Origin of the sequence: Paenibacillus thermotolerans, assembly GCF_028745515.1 — a bacterium.
GTDB lineage: Bacteria > Bacillota > Bacilli > Paenibacillales > YIM-B00363 > Paenibacillus_AE > Paenibacillus_AE thermotolerans.
Map to the genome: position 1 here is coordinate 28,175 of NZ_JAQZSG010000025.1, position 19,285 is coordinate 47,459.

The window sequence follows — 19,285 nt, forward strand, 5'->3', positions numbered from 1 at the left end:
AACGAAATAAGGCGACATCTTAACGTATTTGTGAAGTGGGGCGAACTTTCGCTACGAAGCTGATATGCTATTAGTGAACTAATTCACAGCTATTGGCAACCGAAAAACGAGCGAAACGTTAGCGTTAGCAAGGGGAGGATTAGCATGCGCAAAAGAAGTATGAGATGGCTCACACTCGGTCTTCTCATCTTGACTGCGGCCGTCTTACTTTCAGGCTGCAGCGAGCAGATTATCGTCATGAACCCGAAAGGCCCGATCGGCGAGGCTCAGAAGGATCTGATTATCGTAACTACGATTCTTTGTCTGATCATTCTGATTCCGGTGTTCGCCCTCACGGGGTTCATCGTCTATCGTTATCGCGACAAGCCGGGAAGCAAGGCGGCTTACCGCCCGAACTGGTCGCACAACACGGTAATGGAGGCGACTTGGTGGGCGATTCCGGTCATTATTATCGGGATACTCGCCGTCATCACGGTGCAGAACACTCACGCGCTGGAGCCTTCGAAGCCGATTCAATCGGATAAGAAGCCTTTAGTCGTTCAAGTGACGTCGCTCGATTGGAAATGGCTGTTCAAATATCCGGAGCAGGGCATCGCAACGGTCAATTACCTTTATATACCCGAAGACGTGCCGGTAAAATTCGAGCTCACCTCGGATGCGCCGATGAACTCGTTCTGGATCCCGCAGCTCGGCGGCCAAATTTACACGATGTCCGGCATGGCCATGACGCTTTACCTGCAAGCCGACGAGCCGGGCGTCTATTTCGGCAGCGGAGCCAACTTTACCGGAGAGATGTTCGCCCACATGCGGTTCGACGTACACGCGACAAGCGAGAAAGAGTTTGACGCTTGGGTTGACAAGGTGAAGCAAGACGCGCCGGCGTTGACGTTGGAAGGTTACACCGCCCTTGCCGAGCCGGGCATTTCCGATCAAACCGAGTACTCCTCGTTCCCGAAAGGCTTGTTTGAAAAGGTTGTAACCAAATATGCCCCGGGAGGCCACGGTCACCACCATGCGCCCGCCCAAAGCGAAGATGACAATATGCAATCCTCAGCTTCCGAAAATACGGAAATGGAATCTACCATGACGCACGATGCGCATACCGGTCATTAACCGGCCGAGAAAGGAGACCTTATATGTGGGATAAAATAAAACAGTTTTCCTCCGAGTTTTTCGTGACCGGGGACCCGATGATCCTTGGAGCGCAGGTCGCCATCGCGCTAACGCTCGTCGCCGTCGTGTTCGTTCTCACCTTCTTTAAGAAGTGGGGCTGGCTCTGGCGCGAATGGATCACGACCGTCGACCATAAACGAATCGGCATCATGTACATTATTTGTGCAATTCTTATGCTGTTCCGCGGCGGGGTCGACGCTCTGCTCATGCGACTGCAGCTCGCCATGCCGAATATGCAGTTCCTGCAGCCGGAGCACTATAACCAAGTATTTACGACGCACGGCGTCATCATGATCTTTTTCATGGCGATGCCGCTCATGTTCGGTCTGTTCAACATCGTCGTGCCGCTGCAGCTCGGCGCGCGCGACGTAGCGTTCCCGTTCTTGAACTCGCTTAGCTTCTGGCTCTTTTTCTGGGGCGCGATGCTGTTTAACGTTTCGTTCGTCATCGGCGGCTCTCCGGATGCGGGCTGGCTCGCTTATACCCCGTTATCGGAGCTGTCGCACAGCCCGGGCCTCGGACAGAACTTCTATATATGGGGCATTCAAATATCGGGGATCGGAAGCTTGGCGACGGGCATCAACTTTATCGTTACGATTCTAAAGATGCGCGCGCCGGGCATGAAGCTGATGAAGATGCCGCTGTTCTCCTGGTCGGTGCTTTCCAGCTGTATCACGATCATTTTTGCATTCCCGATTCTTACCGTCACCTTGGCGCTGCTGTTCCTGGACCGCTTCCTCGGCGCGCATTTCTTTACGCTGGACGGCGGCGGGAACCCGATGATGTACATTAACCTGATTTGGATGTGGGGACATCCCGAGGTGTACATCGTTATTTTGCCGGCCTTCGGTATTTTCTCCGAGGTCGTCGCCACGTTCGCGAAGAAAAAGCTGTTCGGCTACTCCTCCATGGTTTGGGCCATGATCAGCATTAGTATTTTGTCCTTTTTCACCTGGGCTCACCACTTCTTTACGATGGGCTCCGGCGCCAACGTCAATGCGTTCTTCGCCGTCACGACGATGATTATCGCGATTCCGACGGGGGTAAAAATATTTAACTGGCTGTTTACGATGTTCCGCGGCCGCATTACGTTCACGACGCCGATGATGTGGACGGTCGCATTTATTTTCTGCTTTGTCGTCGGGGGAATGACGGGCGTCATGCTGTCGGTCGCTCCGGCAGACTTCCAGTTCCATAACAGCTACTTCCTGATCGCGCACTTCCATCAGGTGCTGATCGGCGGCGTCGTATTCGGTTACTTCGCAGGCCTCTACTACTGGTGGCCGAAGATGTTCGGCTTTACGCTGAACGAGCGGATCGGCAAATGGGCGTTCTGGTTTTGGAACATCGGCTTCTATGTCTGCTTTATGCCGCAATACGTGCTCGGCTTGATGGGCATGACGCGGCGCGTGTACACGTACGATTTCGACATGGGCTGGGGCCCGCTCAACCTGATCTCGACGGTCGGCGCCTTCCTGATGGGGCTTGCCTTCCTGTTCCAGGTTTGGCAAATTGCCTACAGCATCTTCCACCATAAGAAGGACGTAACGGGGGACGCATGGAACGGCCGTACATTGGAATGGTCCATTCCGTCGCCCGCGCCGGTTTACAACTTCGCGGTTATTCCGCAAGTTTCCGAGGTTGACGACTGGTGGGAGCAAAAGCAGCGGCTGGCGCAAGGCAATCCGCCCGCACCGGTTCCGCCGCTGGAGCCGATTCATATGCCGAAAAACTCGGGAATCCCGTTCATCAAGTCGTTCCTATGGTTCTTGGCGGGCTTCGGCTTCGTATGGAACTGGATGTGGCTGACGATTCCGGCGATGATCGGCATCGCCATCTGCATGCTGGCTCGCTCCTTCACGTACAACGACGATTATTACATTCCGGTAGAGGATATTAAGCTGCCTGCTGCCGGGTATAAGGAGGCGAACGTATAATGGCGCACACGGCTTCTCATACGGCTGACCATCATCACGGCCATGAGCATCACGATCAGGAGTCTTTGAAAATACTCGGGTTTTGGATTTTCCTGATTACGGACGCACTCATGTTCGCCACCTTGTTTGCAACCTATGTCGTGCTTCATAACAACACGAGCGGCGGTCCGACAGCCTCCGAGCTGTTTCAGATGCCGGGCATCATCGCGGAAACGTTCATCCTGCTTACCAGCAGCTTTACAAGCGGCCTTGCGGTTTTGGCCATGCATCAAGGCAAAAAAAATCAGTTGATCGGCTGGCTGGCGGTTACAGCTTTGCTGGGCGCCGCCTTTATCGCTCTTGAACTGACGGAATTCGTGCACATGGTGAACGAAGGCGCGGCGATCACGACAAGCGCCTTCCTGTCCGGCTTCTATGCGCTCGTCGGAACGCACGGACTGCACGTATCGATCGGCTTGGTTTGGATGATCGGACTGATGTTCCAGCTTAACAAACGCGGCATCACTTCGGTAACGAAGCGCAAGGTTACGGTGCTCAGCCTATACTGGCACTTCCTTGACGTCATCTGGATCTTCGTCTTTACAGTCGTATATTTGATGGGGGTGATGTAAGATGACCGGAACAAACCACGGCTCGAAGGCTCAAGCTCACGGTTCGCTGAAATCTTATGTCATCGGCTTCGTACTGTCGATCGTGCTGACCGTTATTCCGCTCGTCGTCGTGCTCGGCGGCATGCTGAATAAAACGGCGGCGACGGTTCTCATCCTCGTGATGGCCGTGCTCCAATTCGCCGTGCAGCTCGTCTTCTTCATGCACTTGAAGGAAGGCGAAGATTCCAAATGGAACATGACGGCTCTTGTTCTTGGGGGCGTCATCCTGGTGACGATCGTTGCCGGTTCCATCTGGATTATGATGTACAACCAGGTCGCGCATTAACGATTACGATTTTTGAACAAAGGCTGCCTTCCGGTCAACGTTTGACCGAGGCAGCCTTTTGTGTACTTTAAACTCAGCTCAGTTTAAAACTGGACATCGAACGATTCAATTCGTCAGCCAAATGGGCGAGCGACTGAGCGGTAGTAGCCGTCTCTTCGCTGCTTGCCGCCGCTTCCTGAGCAGCCGCCGAAATGCTTTCGATTGCGGTGAGCACCTCGCCCGATTGAGCTGCCTGTTCCTCGCTCGCCGCGGCAATTTCCGCAGCCTTATCTGCCGATTGGTTCACCATAACGACAATTCGCTCGAATGCCTCGCCCGTTTCCTGCGATTGCGCAACGCCCTCTAAAGCCGACTTCACGCTTTGCTTCGTATTTTCCTGCATGCCTCTAATGATGGCTGTTATTTGCTTCGTAGCTTCGCCGCTGCGCTCCGCCAGCTTTCGCACTTCATCCGCCACTACCGCAAAGCCGCGGCCCTGGTCTCCCGCACGGGCAGCCTCGATCGCCGCATTCAGCGCCAGCAGGTTCGTCTGCTCGGCAATGTCGTCGATCACCTCGATAATTTCACCGATCCGGTTCGAATCCTGCTCCAGCTTTGATATATGATTGTTCACCTGATTCATGCCGTCGATGGAGGAGCGTACCACCTTGCCTCCGACCTGTGCAATGTCGAGCGTTTTGTTGGACAACTCCGACGACTGCTCCGCGTTTTTCGCCACCGAGTTGATGGCGGTGGACAGTTCTTTAAACAGCTCGTTCATCGTTTGAGCCGCGTATGCTTGATTCGTCGTTCCTCCGGCGATCTCCTCGGTGCTGGCCGATATTTGCTGAGCCGCTGCGGAAACACTTTCTGCCGACGCCAATATTCCGTAGACGGTTTTTCGCAGGTTCAGCACCATGCCGTTCATCGAACTCGCCAGCCTTCCGACCTCATCCTTCGTATCGATGTCGGTCGTTTCGGTTAAATCGCCGTTCGCAACCTTACCGGCCAATTGCACCATACGGTTCAGCGGCCGCGAAATGACGCGGGATATGAAATACCCGAAGCCGATGCTCAAAAGCAAAGCCGCAGCTATGACCGCAACGGTGATGGAGCGGGATAAGGAATACACGTGAGCCGCTTCCGCTTTTCGGCTATTTGCCAGCTGGACGTTAAAGGCAACGAGCTCCTTCAATACTCCGTCCACCTTTTGTCCCCGCTTTCCGATCTCGGGCAATATGTCCCGGAACCCTTCGAGATCGTTGGAGCGTGCGGTTACAATCGATTGATCCAACACCTCCCGATAACCGTCCCAATCGGTATGGAATTCGCCGAGCAAATCCTCCTCTTGCTTCGTTAATTTTGTATTACTGTATAGGCGAATCGACTCGTCGACTTTATCAATTAAATCTTGTATTTGGGATTCATAATTTTTATTTTCTTCTTCCGTTGTGGACAGGAAATTATAATCGCGTATAACCGCTCTAATTTGCTGATAGGAGACCGATGCATCGGATAAATAGGTAAGAGGAATTACGTTAACATCGTACATCAAGTTCAATTGTTGATTCACTTTACTAGTGTTGCTCAAGCTGTAAAAACCGACGACCGCCAACAGAATGGCGATGAAAGCAAAAGATGAGATCAGTTTTGTTGACGTTTTCATATTGTAAAACCATTTCATGATAAGCACCCCTCTTGATGTTTATCACTCATTATATATGACAAATTTCGACAGTAAATTGAAATTGAAACGCGCGAATGTATATTTCGGAGCACGTAAAAAAATCCCGCAGCGGATAAATATCTTCCGCCGGGGATTGCGTTCGCCTAAGCTCGCGGTTTATTACTTCATTACTTCCCGATCACCAGCTTATAGCCGACTCCGCGAATCGAATCGATATGCACGCTTTGCTGGCTCATTTCCAATTTCTTGCGCAAGGAGCTGACGTGCACGTCGACCGTACGCTGTCCGCCTACATAGTCGAAGCCCCACACGATGTTCATCAAATCGTCGCGTGTAATGACCATGCCCGGTCGCTGCACGAGGTACAATAACACTTCGAACTCCTTAGGCCGGAGAGGAATCGATTCGCCTGCGACATAAACCTCGTATTTCTCCGGGTAAATGCTCAGATCGCCGGCTGTGATTACTTTCTCGTGAGGCGCTTCCGCCCCTGTTTCCGCATCGTCTTCATCGACGGAAGATTTAGTCCTCCGCAGGACGGCGCTAACCCGCGCAAGCAGCTCGGCGACGCCGAACGGCTTCGTAATGTAATCGTCCGCTCCGTGCTTCAGCCCCTGCACCACGTCATTCTCCGCGTTGCGGGCCGTCAGAATGATGACCGGCGTCTGGCGGCCCTTCTGCCGGAGCTTCGTCAGCACCTCCAGTCCGTTCAAGCCGGGGAGCATTATATCCAGTATAATCAGGTCCGTTTGCCCGCGAAGCGCCTCCCGCAACCCTTCGCTGCCGTCGTCAACCGTATGAACGATATACCCCTCTTGCGTCAAATTGTAGGACAGGAGGCGGGATAAGGTCGGTTCGTCTTCGATGACCAATATTCGTTGTGACATGGATACCCCCAACCCAGGAAGACATTATTAGATCCATCTTACCATACTCGTATAGCGTCAAACGAGTTAATGAAGCACGGGAAGCTCGATAATAAACCGCGATCCGACGCCGACCGTACTTTCAATTCGGATCGTTCCTTTATGGAGCTCCACCAGATGCTTCACGATGCTTAAGCCCAGTCCCGTGCCGCCGGACGTACGCGTCCGCGCCTTGTCCACGCGGTAAAACCGTTCGAAGATGCGGCTGAGATCCTTCTTCGGGATGCCGACCCCCGTGTCCTCGACAATGAGCCGCATTTTGTCGTGCTCTTCCTCTTCGCCGTATACAGGCTCAATGATGACTCTCACCGTACCGCCTTCCGGCGTATAGCCGATCCCGTTGGCCATCAAATTTATAATGATTTGGCGGAGCCGGTCCTCGTCCGCCTCGATGAATAAGTGTTCTCCGACGCGTTGCTCGAGCTTTATATGCTTTTTGGCCGCTTCGGTGCTCATCATGCTAACGACACGCTGGACGAACGGTTTCAGCTCCACAGGAGAGAAATGAAGCGGGATGCGCTTCGATTCGATACGGGACAAATCGAGCACGTCGGCGATCAACCGGTTCAGGCGCTCGCTTTCTTCGTAGATGATTTGCAGGAACGTTTTGGCCGTGTCGGGATCGTTCAGCGCGCCGGCAAGCAGCGTTTCCGCAAACCCTTTGACGGCTGCGATCGGCGTCTTCAATTCATGGGAGACGTTCGCCACAAACTCGCTGCGCACGCGCTCCAGCCTCCGAATGGCGGATATGTCGTGCAGCACGATGACGATGCCCGCGTACTCTTCCCCGTACATCATCGGCACGAGATGAATGTCGATCGTCCGTTCCTCGGGATAATAAAATACAACCTCGTCCCGAATGTTTTCTTTCTTCTCCTGGCATTCCTCGATCATCCGCAGCAGCTCGTATTGCGATTTCACCGCCGTATATCGGCGGCCCAGCAGCTCAGACGAGGCAATGCCGATCAGCTCCTCGGCGTACCGGTTCATCAATACGACCGTTTCGTCCTTGTCGATCATAATGACGCCGCTCAGCATGTTTTCCAGCACGCTCTTGAGGCGCCTTTCGTCCTCTTGGATTTGGTTCATCTGATATTGGAGACTTTCCGCCATCGTATTGATCGCTTGACCGAGCTGGCCGATTTCATCTTGATTTTTTATCGAAACCCGGGCCTTATAATTCAGGTTCGTAATTTGATAAGCGACACGGGTAATTTTCTCAAGCGGCTTGGTCAAGCCTTGCGAGATCCGGTACGCGATGATAGCGGTTAGAAGCAGCAGGATCAGCAGCCCGATCAGCAGCACGGTCGCACTCCGGAACCATTCCTGGTGCAGATGGTCCATGCTTTCCCCGAACCTGGCGAAGCCTACCCCGGAAGCTCCGAACGCAGTAGGTACGGCTACGTACATAATATTTTCCTTCCCGTCCTCCGACGGGCGAATATCGATGCCGTAGTCTCCCGAAGCCGCGTCTCTCAACTCCGGCGACGCTTCCGTTTCCCCGCCTTTCGTCGGCGCAAGCCCGGCCGAGTCCCCCAGCACATTGCCGTTCTTATCGAAGAACGTAACCCGCGAGCCGACCTTTCGAGCCGTGCGTTTCGCCTCATAGGCGAACGCTTCGCCGCCGATCGAGCGGTGCATTACCGTTTCCCAATCGACGGTGGACAAATACACCCGCAGCCGTTCCTTCAAGCTGTCCTCCATGGAACGGACTTGGGAGTCGCGCAGCACCGACATGGTAAAAATGCCTGCCGCTATATTCGACAGGCCGATGATAATGATAAAAATTATCGTTAATCGTTTGCGAAACATATTCATATTATTTGAATACCGGTTCCTTGAACGTCTCCAGTTTTTCGAGCGAGCTTTTTTCCACATCCGCATGCAGCGAGTTTCCATGAGAGTCCATCGTGACGATCGCCGCAAAGCCTTCCACGCTCAGATGCCACATCGCTTCGGGTATGCCGAACTCCATAAAATCGACACCGTCCACGCTTTTAATCGTTTCCGCATAGTATTGCGCCGCGCCGCCGATTGCGTTCAAATACACCGCGCCGTGCTCTTGAAGCGCCTTAAGCGTCTTCGCTCCCATGCCGCCTTTGCCGATGACCGCCCGGATGCCGAACTTCTTGATAATGTCGCCTTGATACGGCTCCTCGCGAATCGAAGTCGTCGGACCGGCCGCCTTCACATGCCATCCCGCTTCGTCCTTCAGCATAACCGGGCCGCAGTGATACAGCGCGGCGCCGTTCAGATCGACGGGAGCGTCGTGATCCATCAGATGCTTATGAATGGCATCGCGTCCGGTGAACATGCGCCCGTTCAGTATGACGACGTCACCGACCCGAAGCCGGCGAATTTGCTCTTCCGTGATCGGAGTCGTAAGCACGACCTCGCGCCGATCCGCATCTTTAGCCGTCGCCGCCTTCTGAGCCGCGTCGCCGTCGTCCTGCATCGAAACCGCGGAGCCGCGTTCGTAAACCCATTCGTTAATGCCGCCGCTCGCCGCGTCGATCAGCACACCTTGACGGCGGAACGCCCAGCAGTTGTATGCGACGGATACGAAGAAGCTCGCAGGAAGCCGGTTCATGACTCCGATTTTGCAGCCGAGCAGCGTTACTTCCCCGCCGAAGCCCATCGTGCCGATGCCGAGCTTGTTGGCGTTCTCCAGAACGTAATCCTCCAGCTTGCGAAGGTCCTCGATCGGGTTTACGTCGTCCACCTTGCGGAACAGCTGCTGCTTGGCGAGCTCGTAGCCGCTCGTGCGGTCGCCGCCGATGCCTACGCCGATGAAGCCGGCGCTGCAGCCTTGGCCTTGCGCTTGGTAAACCGCGTGCATAATGCACTTGCGGATGCCGTCCAAATCGCGGCCCGCCTTGCCGAGTCCCGGAAGCTCCGCCGGGAGGCTGTATTGGATGTTTTTGTTTTCGCAGCCGCCGCCCTTAAGGATCAGCTTCACCTCGATGTCGTCGCGCTCCCACTGCTCGAAATGAATGACCGGCGTGCCCGGCCCGAGATTGTCGCCGCTGTTCGCGCCGGTGAGCGAATCGACGGAATTTTCGCGAAGCTTTCCTTCCTTCGTGGCCCGCGAAATCGCGCTGCGGATCGCCTTCTTCATCTCGATTTGGTTTGCGCCGATCGGCGTATGAACGATAAAGGTCGGCATGCCGGTATCTTGGCAAATCGGAGATACGCCGGTATCCGCCATCGTAATATTGTTTGCAATCGTAGCCATCGACAGCGCCGCACGGGTGCCTGTGTTCTCGCGCTTCGCGCCCTCTTTGATCGCCCGGCGGACGTCTGCCGGCAAATTGGTGGATGTCTCAACAATTAAATCGTACATGCTTTGTTCGAAATGCTTCATCCTGTCCGTCCCCTTCTCCCAAAAAACTGTTACACAAGCTATCATATCACAAAACGCCCTGCAAATTCTTTATCCCGCCTTGAAACAAAAAACGGAACCGTCGTCATATGGACAACCGTTCCGCTTCAATTTGTGCTTTGATATTTGTTTCCGCAATGCTTCCGCCTTCGTCGGCGTCGCTCTCGACACGGGATTTACTCCGTTCCACTGCGCCCGCAACGACTCGGGATTCATTCGGCCTTCCCGCTCGGCCTTTCTGCGCTGCTTCTGCGCCTTGCTTGCCGCCATAACGACCTCACTCCTTGTATGGAATTTCACATCCCCTAGTATACACGAAAGGCCGCCTCCCGTTAACATTGTGCTAACAAAAAGGCAGCCCTTCACGCAGTATTTCGTTTATTCCAAACCCCAAATGCCGAAACGCGGCAAGTACATCAGAATGAGCAGGACGAACAGCAATATTGCTGCGATCGTGCTGAACGCGGAAAACTTGGAGAGGTCCTTCTTCGCATCCTGCTTGCCGCCTGCCGAGATGATGCGCTTCAGCGGTCCGCCGAGCATCCCCGCCATCGCTCCGAGCACGATGAACACGACGATGACGACGACCATCCAAGCAACCGACAAATCATATTTGCTGATTAAATAGCCTCCGGTCAAAAACTGGACGACAAGCAGCCATTGACCGACACGATTGAAGCCGTAAAGCCCTTGAGCCAATCCGACTTGATTGCCGCCTTCGAGTTTGGCGAGCCGAGGCGCGACGAACGGCAGCAGCAAGTAAAATCCGACAGCGACGGCTCCGAGTACATGCAGAAACAGTACGTAGTTCACGACCGATACCCTCCATCCAATGTGAAAAATGTTCCAGCCTTAAGTATATCCGACTCGCGGGACCAGTACAATTTTTCGTGCGCCCGCAAAGCCGAGGGAACGGCATTTGTACTATTTTCGCCTTATTTCATGCGTGGGTGCGGTGTACGCTTTTTTCTCGTACTTTGGGGAGCAAACCGTATTTCAAACCATTTATATACATGACTCCGGTTCACTTTCCTCACTTTCAAACCATTTATATACATGACTCCGGTTTACTTTCCTCACTTTCCAACCCAATAATGGAAAAACGGCTGCCGGAGTTATGGTGATAATATGCTGATGGGTACGATACCTGAGATTGTTGCTCCTGCTTCGGATGGTTGACGGCTCGTTCTAACGGTCATAGATGCAGTTATTCGGCGTTTTGAACGAAACTTGCAGTTTTAACGGACACCACTGCAGCTTTTGCCTCGAAAAAGCAGGGATCAGCGCCAAAAATCAAGGTATAGCGTCTGTGGTGTCCGTTAACGGAATGACGGCGGGCAAATTGGCCAAATAGCGTCTGTGATGTCCGTAAGCACCGCAGGGGCAATACAAAACCGGCCCCGTCCGCTGCATGCGGATGAGGCCGGCTATAGTACGTTTCCGTCAATTCGATTAAGAGTTAACGATCTTGATCACGTTGCGGACGGACACCGCAGATTTATCAAGCGCCGCGCGCTCGGCGTCCGTCAGTTCGATCTCGACGATCCTCTCGATGCCGTCGCCGCCGATTACCGTGAGTACGCCCATGAACAGGTCGTTGTAGCCGTACTCTCCTTCAAGGAAAGCAATCGCCGGAAGAACGCGCTTCTTGTCCTTAAGAATCGCTTCGGTCATTTGCACGAGCGATGCGGCCGGCGCATAGTACGCGCTGCCGTTGCCGAGCAGGTTGACGATTTCTCCGCCGCCGGTGCGGGTGCGCTGCACGATTGCGTCGATCCGCTCTTGCGGAATCAGCTTCTCGATCGGCACGCCGCCGGCGTAAGTGTAACGCACGAGCGGCACCATGTCGTCCCCGTGTCCGCCGAGCACGACGCCGGTAACGTCCTCCACCGACACGTTCAGCTCTTGCGCGATGAAGGTGCGATATCGTGCCGAATCAAGCACGCCGGATTGGCCGATGACGCGGTTTCTTGGGAAGCCCAGCGTTTTATATGCAACGTAGGTCATCGCGTCTACCGGGTTGGACAGGATGATGACATATGCGTTCGGACACTTGTCTTTCACTTGCTCGCAGACGGATTTCACGATGCCTGCGTTCGTGTTCACGAGATCGTCGCGGCTCATGCCCGGCTTGCGCGCGATGCCGGCCGTGATGATGACGACGTCGGAGCCGGCCGCGTCCTCGTAGGAAGACGTGCCGATAATGTTGCTGTCGAATCCTTGTACGGGGGAAGCCTCAAGCATGTCGAGCGCTTTTCCCTTCGTCGGATTCTCAAGCTGCGGAATGTCGACGAGTACAACGTCGCCGAGTTGTTTCTGAGCAAGCATAAGGGCCGTTGTCGCACCGGTGAAGCCGGCGCCGACAATGGTAATTTTCGCGCGTCGAATGGCCATGATTAAGGTTCCTCCTTACATAGATTGATATAGTATGTCCGTTAGTCCATGTTTTTGATGAGCAGGTTTGCAAATTCGGACGTCTTTACTTCCGTAGCGCCTTCCATGAGACGTGCGAAGTCATACGTAACCGTCTTGTCGGCGATCGTCTTTTCCATGCCTTTGTAGATCAGATCCGCAGCTTCAAGCCAGCCGAGGTGCTCAAGCATCATAACGCCGGAGAGCGTTACGGAGCCCGGGTTAACTACGTCAAGACCGGCATATTTCGGAGCCGTGCCGTGAGTCGCTTCGAAGATCGCATGGCCCGTTACATAGTTGATGTTCGCGCCCGGTGCGATGCCGATGCCGCCCACTTGCGCCGCAAGCGCGTCGGACAAATAGTCGCCGTTGAGGTTCAGCGTCGCGATGACGTCGAAGTCCTTCGGACGAGTCAATACTTGCTGCAGAGCGATGTCGGCGATTGCATCCTTAACGATGATTTTGCCTTCCGCTTCGGCAGCCTTCTGTGCCGCGTTAGCCGCGTCTGCGCCTTGCTCTTCTTTAATGCGGTCGTATTGCGCCCATGTGAACGTTTTGTCGCCGAATTCTTTTTCCGCGAGCTCATAGCCCCAGTTTTTGAACGCGCCTTCGGTAAACTTCATGATGTTACCTTTATGTACCAAGGTAACGCTCTTGCGGCCGTGCTTGATCGCGTATTCGATCGCTGCGCGAACAAGTCGAGTGGAGCCTTCTCTGGAAACCGGCTTAATGCCGATGCCGGACGTTTCCGGGAAGCGGATTTTCTTGACGCCCATTTCGTTCTGGAGGAACTCGATCACTTTCTTCACGTCGGCCGACTCTGCTTGGTACTCGATACCTGCATAGATGTCCTCTGTGTTTTCACGGAAAATAACCATGTCGACAAGCTCCGGACGCTTCACCGGCGAAGGGACGCCTTGGAAGTAACGGACCGGACGCAAGCAAGTGTAGAGATCAAGCTCTTGGCGAAGCGCCACGTTCAAGGAACGGATGCCGCCGCCGACCGGAGTCGTAAGAGGACCTTTAATCGCTACGATGTATTCGCGGATCGCCGTCAGCGTGTCGGCCGGAAGCCAGCTGTTGAACTTATTGAATGCTTTCTCGCCTGCAAAAACTTCGTACCACGCAATTTTTTTCTCGCCTTTATATGCTTTCTCTACCGCCGCATCAAGAATGCGCTGGGAAGCCGCCCAAATGTCCGGACCCGTGCCGTCGCCTTCGATGAACGGGATGATCGGGCGGTTCGGAACGTTCAGCTTGCCGTTCGCCTCGATCGTAATGCGCTCGCCTTCCGTAGGTAAAGAATACTGTTCGAATTTCACCATGTGTCATTTCCTCCTAAAAGATAATTAAAGTTCAAAAGGGAGCGGGAGTCCGTACACGTCTTCCGGCACGAACGTCCCGCTATTCAATAAGCTGTATTGCAATGCTATGCCTTGTTACGCGCGCTTCTCGATCGGAATAACCTTCTGATCCGTCGGGCCGACATATTCCGCACGCGGGCGGATGAGGCGGTTGTTCTCGTACTGCTCGAGAATGTGCGCCGTCCAGCCGGATACGCGGGAAATCGCGAAGATCGGCGTGAACAGGTCGCGCGGAATTTCAAGCGCCGTGTATACGGAAGCGGAGTAAAAGTCGACGTTCGTCTTGAGGCCCTTCGCGCCCGTTACGATCTCTTCGATTTTTACGGACATGTCGTACCATTTCATATTGCCCGTAAGCTTGCCGAGCTCGTAAGACATCTTCTGCAGATGCTTGGCGCGCGGATCGCCGTTCTTGTACACGCGGTGACCGAAGCCCATGATCTTCTCTTTGTTATCCAGCTTGTCCTGAATGTATTTCTCGAGGTTCTCGGGGCTGCCGATTTCTTCGAGCATCGCCATGACCGCTTCGTTCGCGCCGCCGTGCAGCGGGCCCTTCAAAGCGCCGATCGCGGAAGTGACGCCGGAGTAAATGTCCGACAGCGTCGCTACCGTTACGCGCGCCGCGAAGGTGGACGCGTTCAGCTCGTGATCCGCGTGAAGCACCAGCGCCTTATCGAGCGCCTCGATTGCGATTTTTTCCGGCTCCTTGCCCGTGAGCATGTAGAGGAAGTTCTCGGCCACTTTGGCTTTCGCCTTCGGCGCTACAGGCTCAAGCCCTTGGCGGATGCGGGAGAACGCGGCAATGATCGTCGGCAGCTTCGCTTGAAGACGCACAGCCTTCTTCAAGTTCGCTTCGATGCTCATATCGTTCGCTTCCTCGTCGAACAGCGCAAGCGCCGAAACGGCCGAACGAAGCACGGCCATCGAATTGGCGCCCTTCGGGCAGGAGCTGATCTGATCGATAATTTGCTGGGGAACCGGAGCATTGCTGCTCAAATCGTCAACCAGCTTTTCAAGTTCGGCTTTATTGGGAAGCTTGCCATGCCAGAGCAAGTAAACAACCTCTTCATAGCTCGCGTTCTCCGCCAGGTCGTCAATGTTGTAACCACGGTACGTAAGAACACCGTCTATGATGGAACTGACCGAAGATGTCGTTGCGACAATGCCTTCGAGTCCTTTGGTGACCGTCATGGGGCACACTCCTTTGCGCAAATCTTCAAATTGAATGATTAACTTACTTCATGATACCTTATATTGAGTTGCGAAAGAAACAAATTCGGGCATAAAAGTTCATTATCACGCTCAAAATTGGATTTATCACAACTATTTTTTTAGCTTGCGGACTCGGATACAATATAGCTGACTGAATCTCTTTCTTACGCATTCGGGAGGAATTATGGACAACTCTGAACGCTTGGGCATCATCGATATCGGATCCAACTCCATTCGCCTCGTCATCTACGAGATCACCTCGAGCGGCGCTTACCGTGTCATCGACGAGAGCAAAGAAAGCGCCCGTTTAAGCGAGCGGTTGGACGGCAACGGCCGCATTTCCGAAAAAGACCTCGACTATATCGCCGGCATATTAAGCCGCTTCAGCGCGCTCTGCTCCGTACACGGAACGAACCGGATCCGCGCCGTCGCCACCGCGGCCATCCGAAACGCCGCCGACTCGCCGCACATCATAGAAGCCTTAAAGCAACGATCGGGGCTGGCTATCGACGTCCTTTCCGGCGAGGAAGAGGGACGCTACGGTTTTCTCGGGATGATCAACACCATCGCCGTCGATGACGGGCTGCTTATCGATATCGGAGGAGGGAGCACGGAAATTACGCTGTTTCTCGGCCGCCGCCTCCTTCGAAGCGTTTCGTTTCCGTTCGGAGCGGTCAACATGATGAAACGGTTCGGCAAAAACGGCGAGCTGGACGAGCAAGGCGCAAAGTCGATCCGCACGATCGTTCAAGATGCGCTTGCTTCGGAGCCGTGGATCGCGCAGCATATGGGACTGCCGCTCGTCTGCCTCGGCGGAACCGTTCGCAGCTTATGTAAAATCGATCAGCGGCGCAAAAAATACAGCCTGCCCATTACCCACAACTACCGAATGGCCGGCGAAGACTTGGAAGCCGTGCTCGATTCGCTCCAAAAGACGCCGCTGGACCAGCGGAAAAAAATAGACGGATTGTCAAAAGACCGTGCGGACATTATTGTTCCCGGCCTGCATATTCTCCATACCGTTTATAAAAGAGTGAACGCCGCAAGCTGCATCATCAGCGGCGCCGGGCTGCGGGACGGCGTATTTTTCGAGCTGCTGCGGCCGGGAAAGCCGCAATTTAGCAGCGTGCTGGAACATAGCATCGGCAATATATTGTCGCTTCACCCTGCCGTCTCGCTCAAGCACGTCAGTCAGGTCAACCGGATCGCCCATCAGCTGTTCGGCGAGCTGCGGAACATTCATGGAATGGAAGATGCCGCCTCCGTGTACCTTCACGCCGCCTCGCTGCTGTATCGCATCGGGATATCCATCAACTATTACAACTTTCACGCCCATACGTATTACCTGCTGGCACACTCGCGCATCGACGGCTTGACCCATAGAGAGATTGTCCTGTGCGCGCTCATTGCATCGTATAAGAGCGAAAAGCGGTCCAAGCCCTACATTGCTCAATATCGAGATTTGCTTGAAGAAGGAGATGCCGGCCTGATCGTTCGCCTCGGCTCTCTCCTTCAGCTTGCGGCGGCGCTCGACCGGAGCGAAACGCAGCCGATTTCGATGCTTTCGGTCAAAATCAAAGACAAAGAGCTTGTCTTAACCGCCGGCGCGCGCCGCAGCTGGGACATTGAACGAAGAGAGGTCGCATCGCTTGAGAAGGACTTCAATAAAATATGGAAATTAAAGCTGCGCGTATCCGAAAATTAATTCGCCTACCGCAGCTTCCAATTGTTCAAGGCAAGCGCAAACTGGCTTCTTCTGGGCGTATCGCCGGGCCGCAGACGGATGTAAACGCCGCTCGGCTGAAGCTCACGAGCCTTCACGTTGTCTTCGAGGCACAAGTGGAGCGTATTGATTAGGCTTTCCTGCAGCCTCGGGTCAAACACCGGGCACATCAGCTCGATGCGCCGGGTCAAATTCCGGGTCATCCAGTCGGCGCTCGAAATATACACTTTGGGGTCGCCGCCGTTTTCAAAATAATAAATTCTCGAATGCTCCAAAAACCGGTCCACAATCGAGATGACCCGGATATTGTCGCTGAGTCCCGGCACTCCGGGCCGGAGACAGCATACCCCTCGGACGATCAGGTCGACTTTGACGCCCGCTTGGGAAGCCGCATACAGCTCGTCAACCATCTCTTTATGAGACAAAGAGTTAATTTTTACAACAATCCTAGCGCTCTTGCCCGCCCGCGCATTGTCGGCCTCGGCCCGAATCAGCTCGAACAGCTTCTCTCTCAGATCGGCCGGCGCCACGGCGAACGCCTTCCAATGTCTCGGGGCCGAATACCCTGTCATTTCGTTGAACAGTGCGGAGGCGTCCTCGCCGATCACCGGATGGCTCGTGAACAGCCCTACGTCCGTATATAGCTTGGCGGTGGCGTCATTGTAATTCCCGGTGCCGACATGGACGTATCGGCGCAATCCGCCCGGTTCCTGACGCACGACGAGCGTGATTTTGCAGTGCGTCTTCAGCCCGACAAGCCCGTACACGACATGGCAGCCGGCCTTCTCCAGCCGCCTCGCCCAAGCGATGTTCCGCTCTTCGTCGAATCTCGCCTTCAGCTCTACCACGACCGTCACCTGTTTGCCGGCCTCGGCCGCGAGCGCCAGCGATCGGACGAGCTGCGAATTCCCGCTGACCCTGTATAAGGTTATCTTAATCGCAAGCACCTTCGGGTCATGGGCAGCCTGCGTAATAAAATCGCTGACGGCATCGAACGATTCGAACGGATGCTGGACCAGCACGTCGCGCTTCGCGATAACGCCGAACAGGTCGGGCTGTTCTTCGTCCTGCGCCGTCAATTCTTCGGGGTATACCGGCTGGAAGTCCTTAAAGCGAAGCTGGTCGCGCCCGGGCAGCGAATCGGCGAATTTCATTAGGAAGCTTAAATCGAGCGGCCCGTCGAACTCAAAAACGCCTTCTTGTACTTCAAACTCCCATTGAAGCATTTCCAGCGCATAAGGATGCATGCCCCGTTCGATCTCAAGCCGTACCGGAGAGCCCCATTTTCGCTTGCGCAGCTCCTTCTCGATTTCCTCCAGCAAATCCTCCGCGCCTTCCTCGTTCAACGTCATATCGGCATTGCGCGTAAGCCGGAAGGCGTTCACCGAAATCGGCGTATACCCGGTAAACAGCGCAGGGATGTGACGCTCGATCACTTGCTCGATCAGCATAAATTCGCTCTTCCTGCTGTTCAGCCGCTGGGGAACTTGAACATACCGCGGCAAATTCGAAGGAACCTGAACCAAAGCGAAGTACGGCTCTTCCTCCGGCCCGTCCCCGTCCTTATGTAGCACGACGGCCAAATACAAGCCGTGCGAATGGACAAGCGGAAAAGGCCTGCTCTGATCGACCGCCATCGGCGTCAGCACCGGAAAGACGATATCGTGGAAAAACCGGTCCATCGCCTTTTGCTGAACGACATTTAGCTCGTCGAACGAGTCGACGAAACAAATGCCCTGCTTCTCCAGCAGCTTCCGCAACTCGCGCCACGTTTGGTATTGGTCGCGCACCAGCTCTTCCGTTCGTTTCATGATGCGCTTCACAAGCTGCGAGGGGGTAAAGCCGGAGAAATCTTTCTTCTGATAGCCCGCTTTGATTTGATCGATCACGCCCGCGACGCGGACGCTCATGAATTCGTCCAAATTCGAGGATACGATCGACAAAAATTTGGCCCGTTCCAGCAAGGGGGTTTCGTCGTCCTGCGCCTCCTCCAGCACTCTGCGGTTAAAGTGCAGCCAGCTCAGCTCGCGGTTGATATACGGGTTGTCCGCGTTCGCGCTCGATCCGTCATGTTTCGCCATAAACGAGTCACCCCACCTCTTCCGTCATTGCAAGAAGCATTCGGTGAATGTCCGGGGCCGCCTTCGCAATGCGCACCGGCTTCCAGTCTCCATCCACCCAGACGTGTTCGCTTTCACCCGTCGCAAGCAGAGTTTTCGGGTCGTCCGCCAGCCGGACCTCATATTCGAATAACATCCTCACCGCGCCGACGTCTTTGATCCGGGTATGGATTTCGACCAGATCGTCGTATTTGGCCGGCGCATGATAGCGTGCATGAACGTCCACAACCGGCATGCGCAAGCCAAGCTCCTCCGCCTGTTTATAGGCTAGCCCCCGGTCCCGAATAAACTCGGTGCGGCCGATTTCAAACCAAGTTAAATAGTTCCCGTGATACACGACGCCCATTTGGTCGGTTTCGGCATACCGTACGCGCAATCGGTGCGTATGCCAGCCGCTTTGTCGGGTCAACTCGTTCTCCTCCCCAAAAAAGGCA

16 protein-coding genes are annotated in these 19,285 nt (G+C 54.5%); 5 read left to right on the plus strand and 11 right to left on the minus strand.

All coding sequences use genetic code 11. The features are described from left to right. The first annotated feature begins 144 nt into the window (after positions 1–144). The 4 genes from cyoA to cyoD are packed head-to-tail and all read left to right on the plus strand — an operon-like array spanning position 145 to position 4,046. Positions 145–1,113 (plus strand): ubiquinol oxidase subunit II, encoded by a 969-nt coding sequence (gene cyoA / locus PT964_RS18785; RefSeq protein WP_274364883.1) that lies wholly within the window; start codon positions 145–147, stop codon positions 1,111–1,113. A gap of 23 nt (positions 1,114–1,136) precedes the next feature. Further along, the gene (locus tag PT964_RS18790; protein ID WP_274364884.1) at positions 1,137–3,110 is read left to right on the plus strand and encodes a cbb3-type cytochrome c oxidase subunit I; all 1,974 of its coding nucleotides are present in this window, start codon (positions 1,137–1,139) and stop codon (positions 3,108–3,110) included. Further along, positions 3,110–3,721, plus strand: coding sequence for a cytochrome o ubiquinol oxidase subunit III (cyoC, locus tag PT964_RS18795; protein WP_274364885.1), 612 nt, complete (start codon positions 3,110–3,112; stop codon positions 3,719–3,721). The genes PT964_RS18790 and cyoC overlap by 1 nt, the downstream gene beginning before the upstream one ends. A 1-nt stretch (position 3,722) precedes the next feature. Continuing rightward, a complete protein-coding gene (gene cyoD / locus PT964_RS18800; protein WP_274364886.1) occupies positions 3,723–4,046 on the plus strand; it encodes a cytochrome o ubiquinol oxidase subunit IV in 324 nt (107 codons plus the stop codon). A gap of 73 nt (positions 4,047–4,119) precedes the next feature. On the opposite strand, the gene PT964_RS18805 is transcribed toward cyoD, so the two are convergent. The 9 genes from PT964_RS18805 to citZ all read right to left on the minus strand — a co-directional run bounded on the left by PT964_RS18805 (position 4,120) and on the right by citZ (position 14,987). After that, a complete protein-coding gene (locus tag PT964_RS18805; protein ID WP_274364887.1) occupies positions 4,120–5,709 on the minus strand; it encodes a methyl-accepting chemotaxis protein in 1,590 nt (529 codons plus the stop codon). A gap of 170 nt (positions 5,710–5,879) precedes the next feature. Further along, positions 5,880–6,599 carry a response regulator transcription factor gene (locus PT964_RS18810; RefSeq protein ID WP_274364888.1) on the minus strand — a complete coding sequence of 240 codons (720 nt, stop codon included), beginning with the start codon at positions 6,597–6,599 and terminating at the stop codon, positions 5,880–5,882. A gap of 66 nt (positions 6,600–6,665) precedes the next feature. Continuing rightward, entirely contained in the window at positions 6,666–8,456 is a 1,791-nt protein-coding gene (gene pnpS / locus PT964_RS18815) for a two-component system histidine kinase PnpS (protein ID WP_274364889.1), read from the minus strand. A gap of 1 nt (position 8,457) precedes the next feature. Then, positions 8,458–10,002, minus strand: a complete 1,545-nt coding sequence (locus PT964_RS18820) for a fumarate hydratase (protein ID WP_274364890.1) — start codon at positions 10,000–10,002, stop codon at positions 8,458–8,460. Positions 10,003–10,071: 69 nt separating this feature from the next. Then, complete coding sequence (locus PT964_RS18825) at positions 10,072–10,290, minus strand: hypothetical protein (RefSeq protein ID WP_274364891.1); 219 nt, start codon at positions 10,288–10,290, stop codon at positions 10,072–10,074. Positions 10,291–10,398: 108 nt separating this feature from the next. Beyond that, on the minus strand, positions 10,399–10,833 hold the full coding sequence (locus tag PT964_RS18830) for a hypothetical protein (protein ID WP_274364892.1): 435 nt from the start codon (positions 10,831–10,833) through the stop codon (positions 10,399–10,401). Positions 10,834–11,472: 639 nt separating this feature from the next. Then, positions 11,473–12,414, minus strand: coding sequence for a malate dehydrogenase (gene mdh, locus PT964_RS18835; protein WP_274364893.1), 942 nt, complete (start codon positions 12,412–12,414; stop codon positions 11,473–11,475). Positions 12,415–12,455: 41 nt separating this feature from the next. Further along, positions 12,456–13,757 (minus strand): NADP-dependent isocitrate dehydrogenase, encoded by a 1,302-nt coding sequence (gene icd / locus PT964_RS18840; RefSeq protein WP_274364894.1) that lies wholly within the window; start codon positions 13,755–13,757, stop codon positions 12,456–12,458. Between the two features lie 114 nt (positions 13,758–13,871). Next, positions 13,872–14,987: a citrate synthase gene (gene citZ, locus PT964_RS18845; protein WP_274364895.1), complete on the minus strand. Its 1,116-nt coding sequence runs from the start codon at positions 14,985–14,987 to the stop codon at positions 13,872–13,874. A 205-nt stretch (positions 14,988–15,192) separates the two neighbouring features. Here citZ and PT964_RS18850 point away from each other — a divergent pair, with 205 nt between their 5' ends. After that, positions 15,193–16,713 carry a Ppx/GppA phosphatase family protein gene (locus PT964_RS18850; protein ID WP_274364896.1) on the plus strand — a complete coding sequence of 507 codons (1,521 nt, stop codon included), beginning with the start codon at positions 15,193–15,195 and terminating at the stop codon, positions 16,711–16,713. A gap of 5 nt (positions 16,714–16,718) precedes the next feature. On the opposite strand, the gene ppk1 is transcribed toward PT964_RS18850, so the two are convergent. Continuing rightward, a complete protein-coding gene (gene ppk1, locus PT964_RS18855) occupies positions 16,719–18,812 on the minus strand; it encodes a polyphosphate kinase 1 (RefSeq protein WP_274364897.1) in 2,094 nt (697 codons plus the stop codon). 7 nt (positions 18,813–18,819) lie between these two features. Beyond that, a complete protein-coding gene (locus PT964_RS18860) occupies positions 18,820–19,260 on the minus strand; it encodes an acyl-CoA thioesterase (protein WP_274364898.1) in 441 nt (146 codons plus the stop codon). Positions 19,261–19,285 lie beyond the last annotated feature (25 nt).

Coding starts and splice junctions, on each gene's coding strand:
- cyoA (WP_274364883.1), top strand. CDS start 145: ATGCGCAAAAGAAGTATGAGATGGCTCACACTCGGTCTTCTCATCTTG.
- PT964_RS18790 (WP_274364884.1), top strand. CDS start 1,137: ATGTGGGATAAAATAAAACAGTTTTCCTCCGAGTTTTTCGTGACCGGG.
- cyoC (WP_274364885.1), top strand. CDS start 3,110: ATGGCGCACACGGCTTCTCATACGGCTGACCATCATCACGGCCATGAG.
- cyoD (WP_274364886.1), top strand. CDS start 3,723: ATGACCGGAACAAACCACGGCTCGAAGGCTCAAGCTCACGGTTCGCTG.
- PT964_RS18805 (WP_274364887.1), bottom strand. CDS start 5,709: ATGAAATGGTTTTACAATATGAAAACGTCAACAAAACTGATCTCATCT.
- PT964_RS18810 (WP_274364888.1), bottom strand. CDS start 6,599: ATGTCACAACGAATATTGGTCATCGAAGACGAACCGACCTTATCCCGC.
- pnpS (WP_274364889.1), bottom strand. CDS start 8,456: ATGAATATGTTTCGCAAACGATTAACGATAATTTTTATCATTATCATC.
- PT964_RS18820 (WP_274364890.1), bottom strand. CDS start 10,002: ATGAAGCATTTCGAACAAAGCATGTACGATTTAATTGTTGAGACATCC.
- PT964_RS18825 (WP_274364891.1), bottom strand. CDS start 10,290: ATGGCGGCAAGCAAGGCGCAGAAGCAGCGCAGAAAGGCCGAGCGGGAA.
- mdh (WP_274364893.1), bottom strand. CDS start 12,414: ATGGCCATTCGACGCGCGAAAATTACCATTGTCGGCGCCGGCTTCACC.
- icd (WP_274364894.1), bottom strand. CDS start 13,757: ATGGTGAAATTCGAACAGTATTCTTTACCTACGGAAGGCGAGCGCATT.
- citZ (WP_274364895.1), bottom strand. CDS start 14,987: ATGACGGTCACCAAAGGACTCGAAGGCATTGTCGCAACGACATCTTCG.
- PT964_RS18850 (WP_274364896.1), top strand. CDS start 15,193: ATGGACAACTCTGAACGCTTGGGCATCATCGATATCGGATCCAACTCC.
- ppk1 (WP_274364897.1), bottom strand. CDS start 18,812: ATGGCGAAACATGACGGATCGAGCGCGAACGCGGACAACCCGTATATC.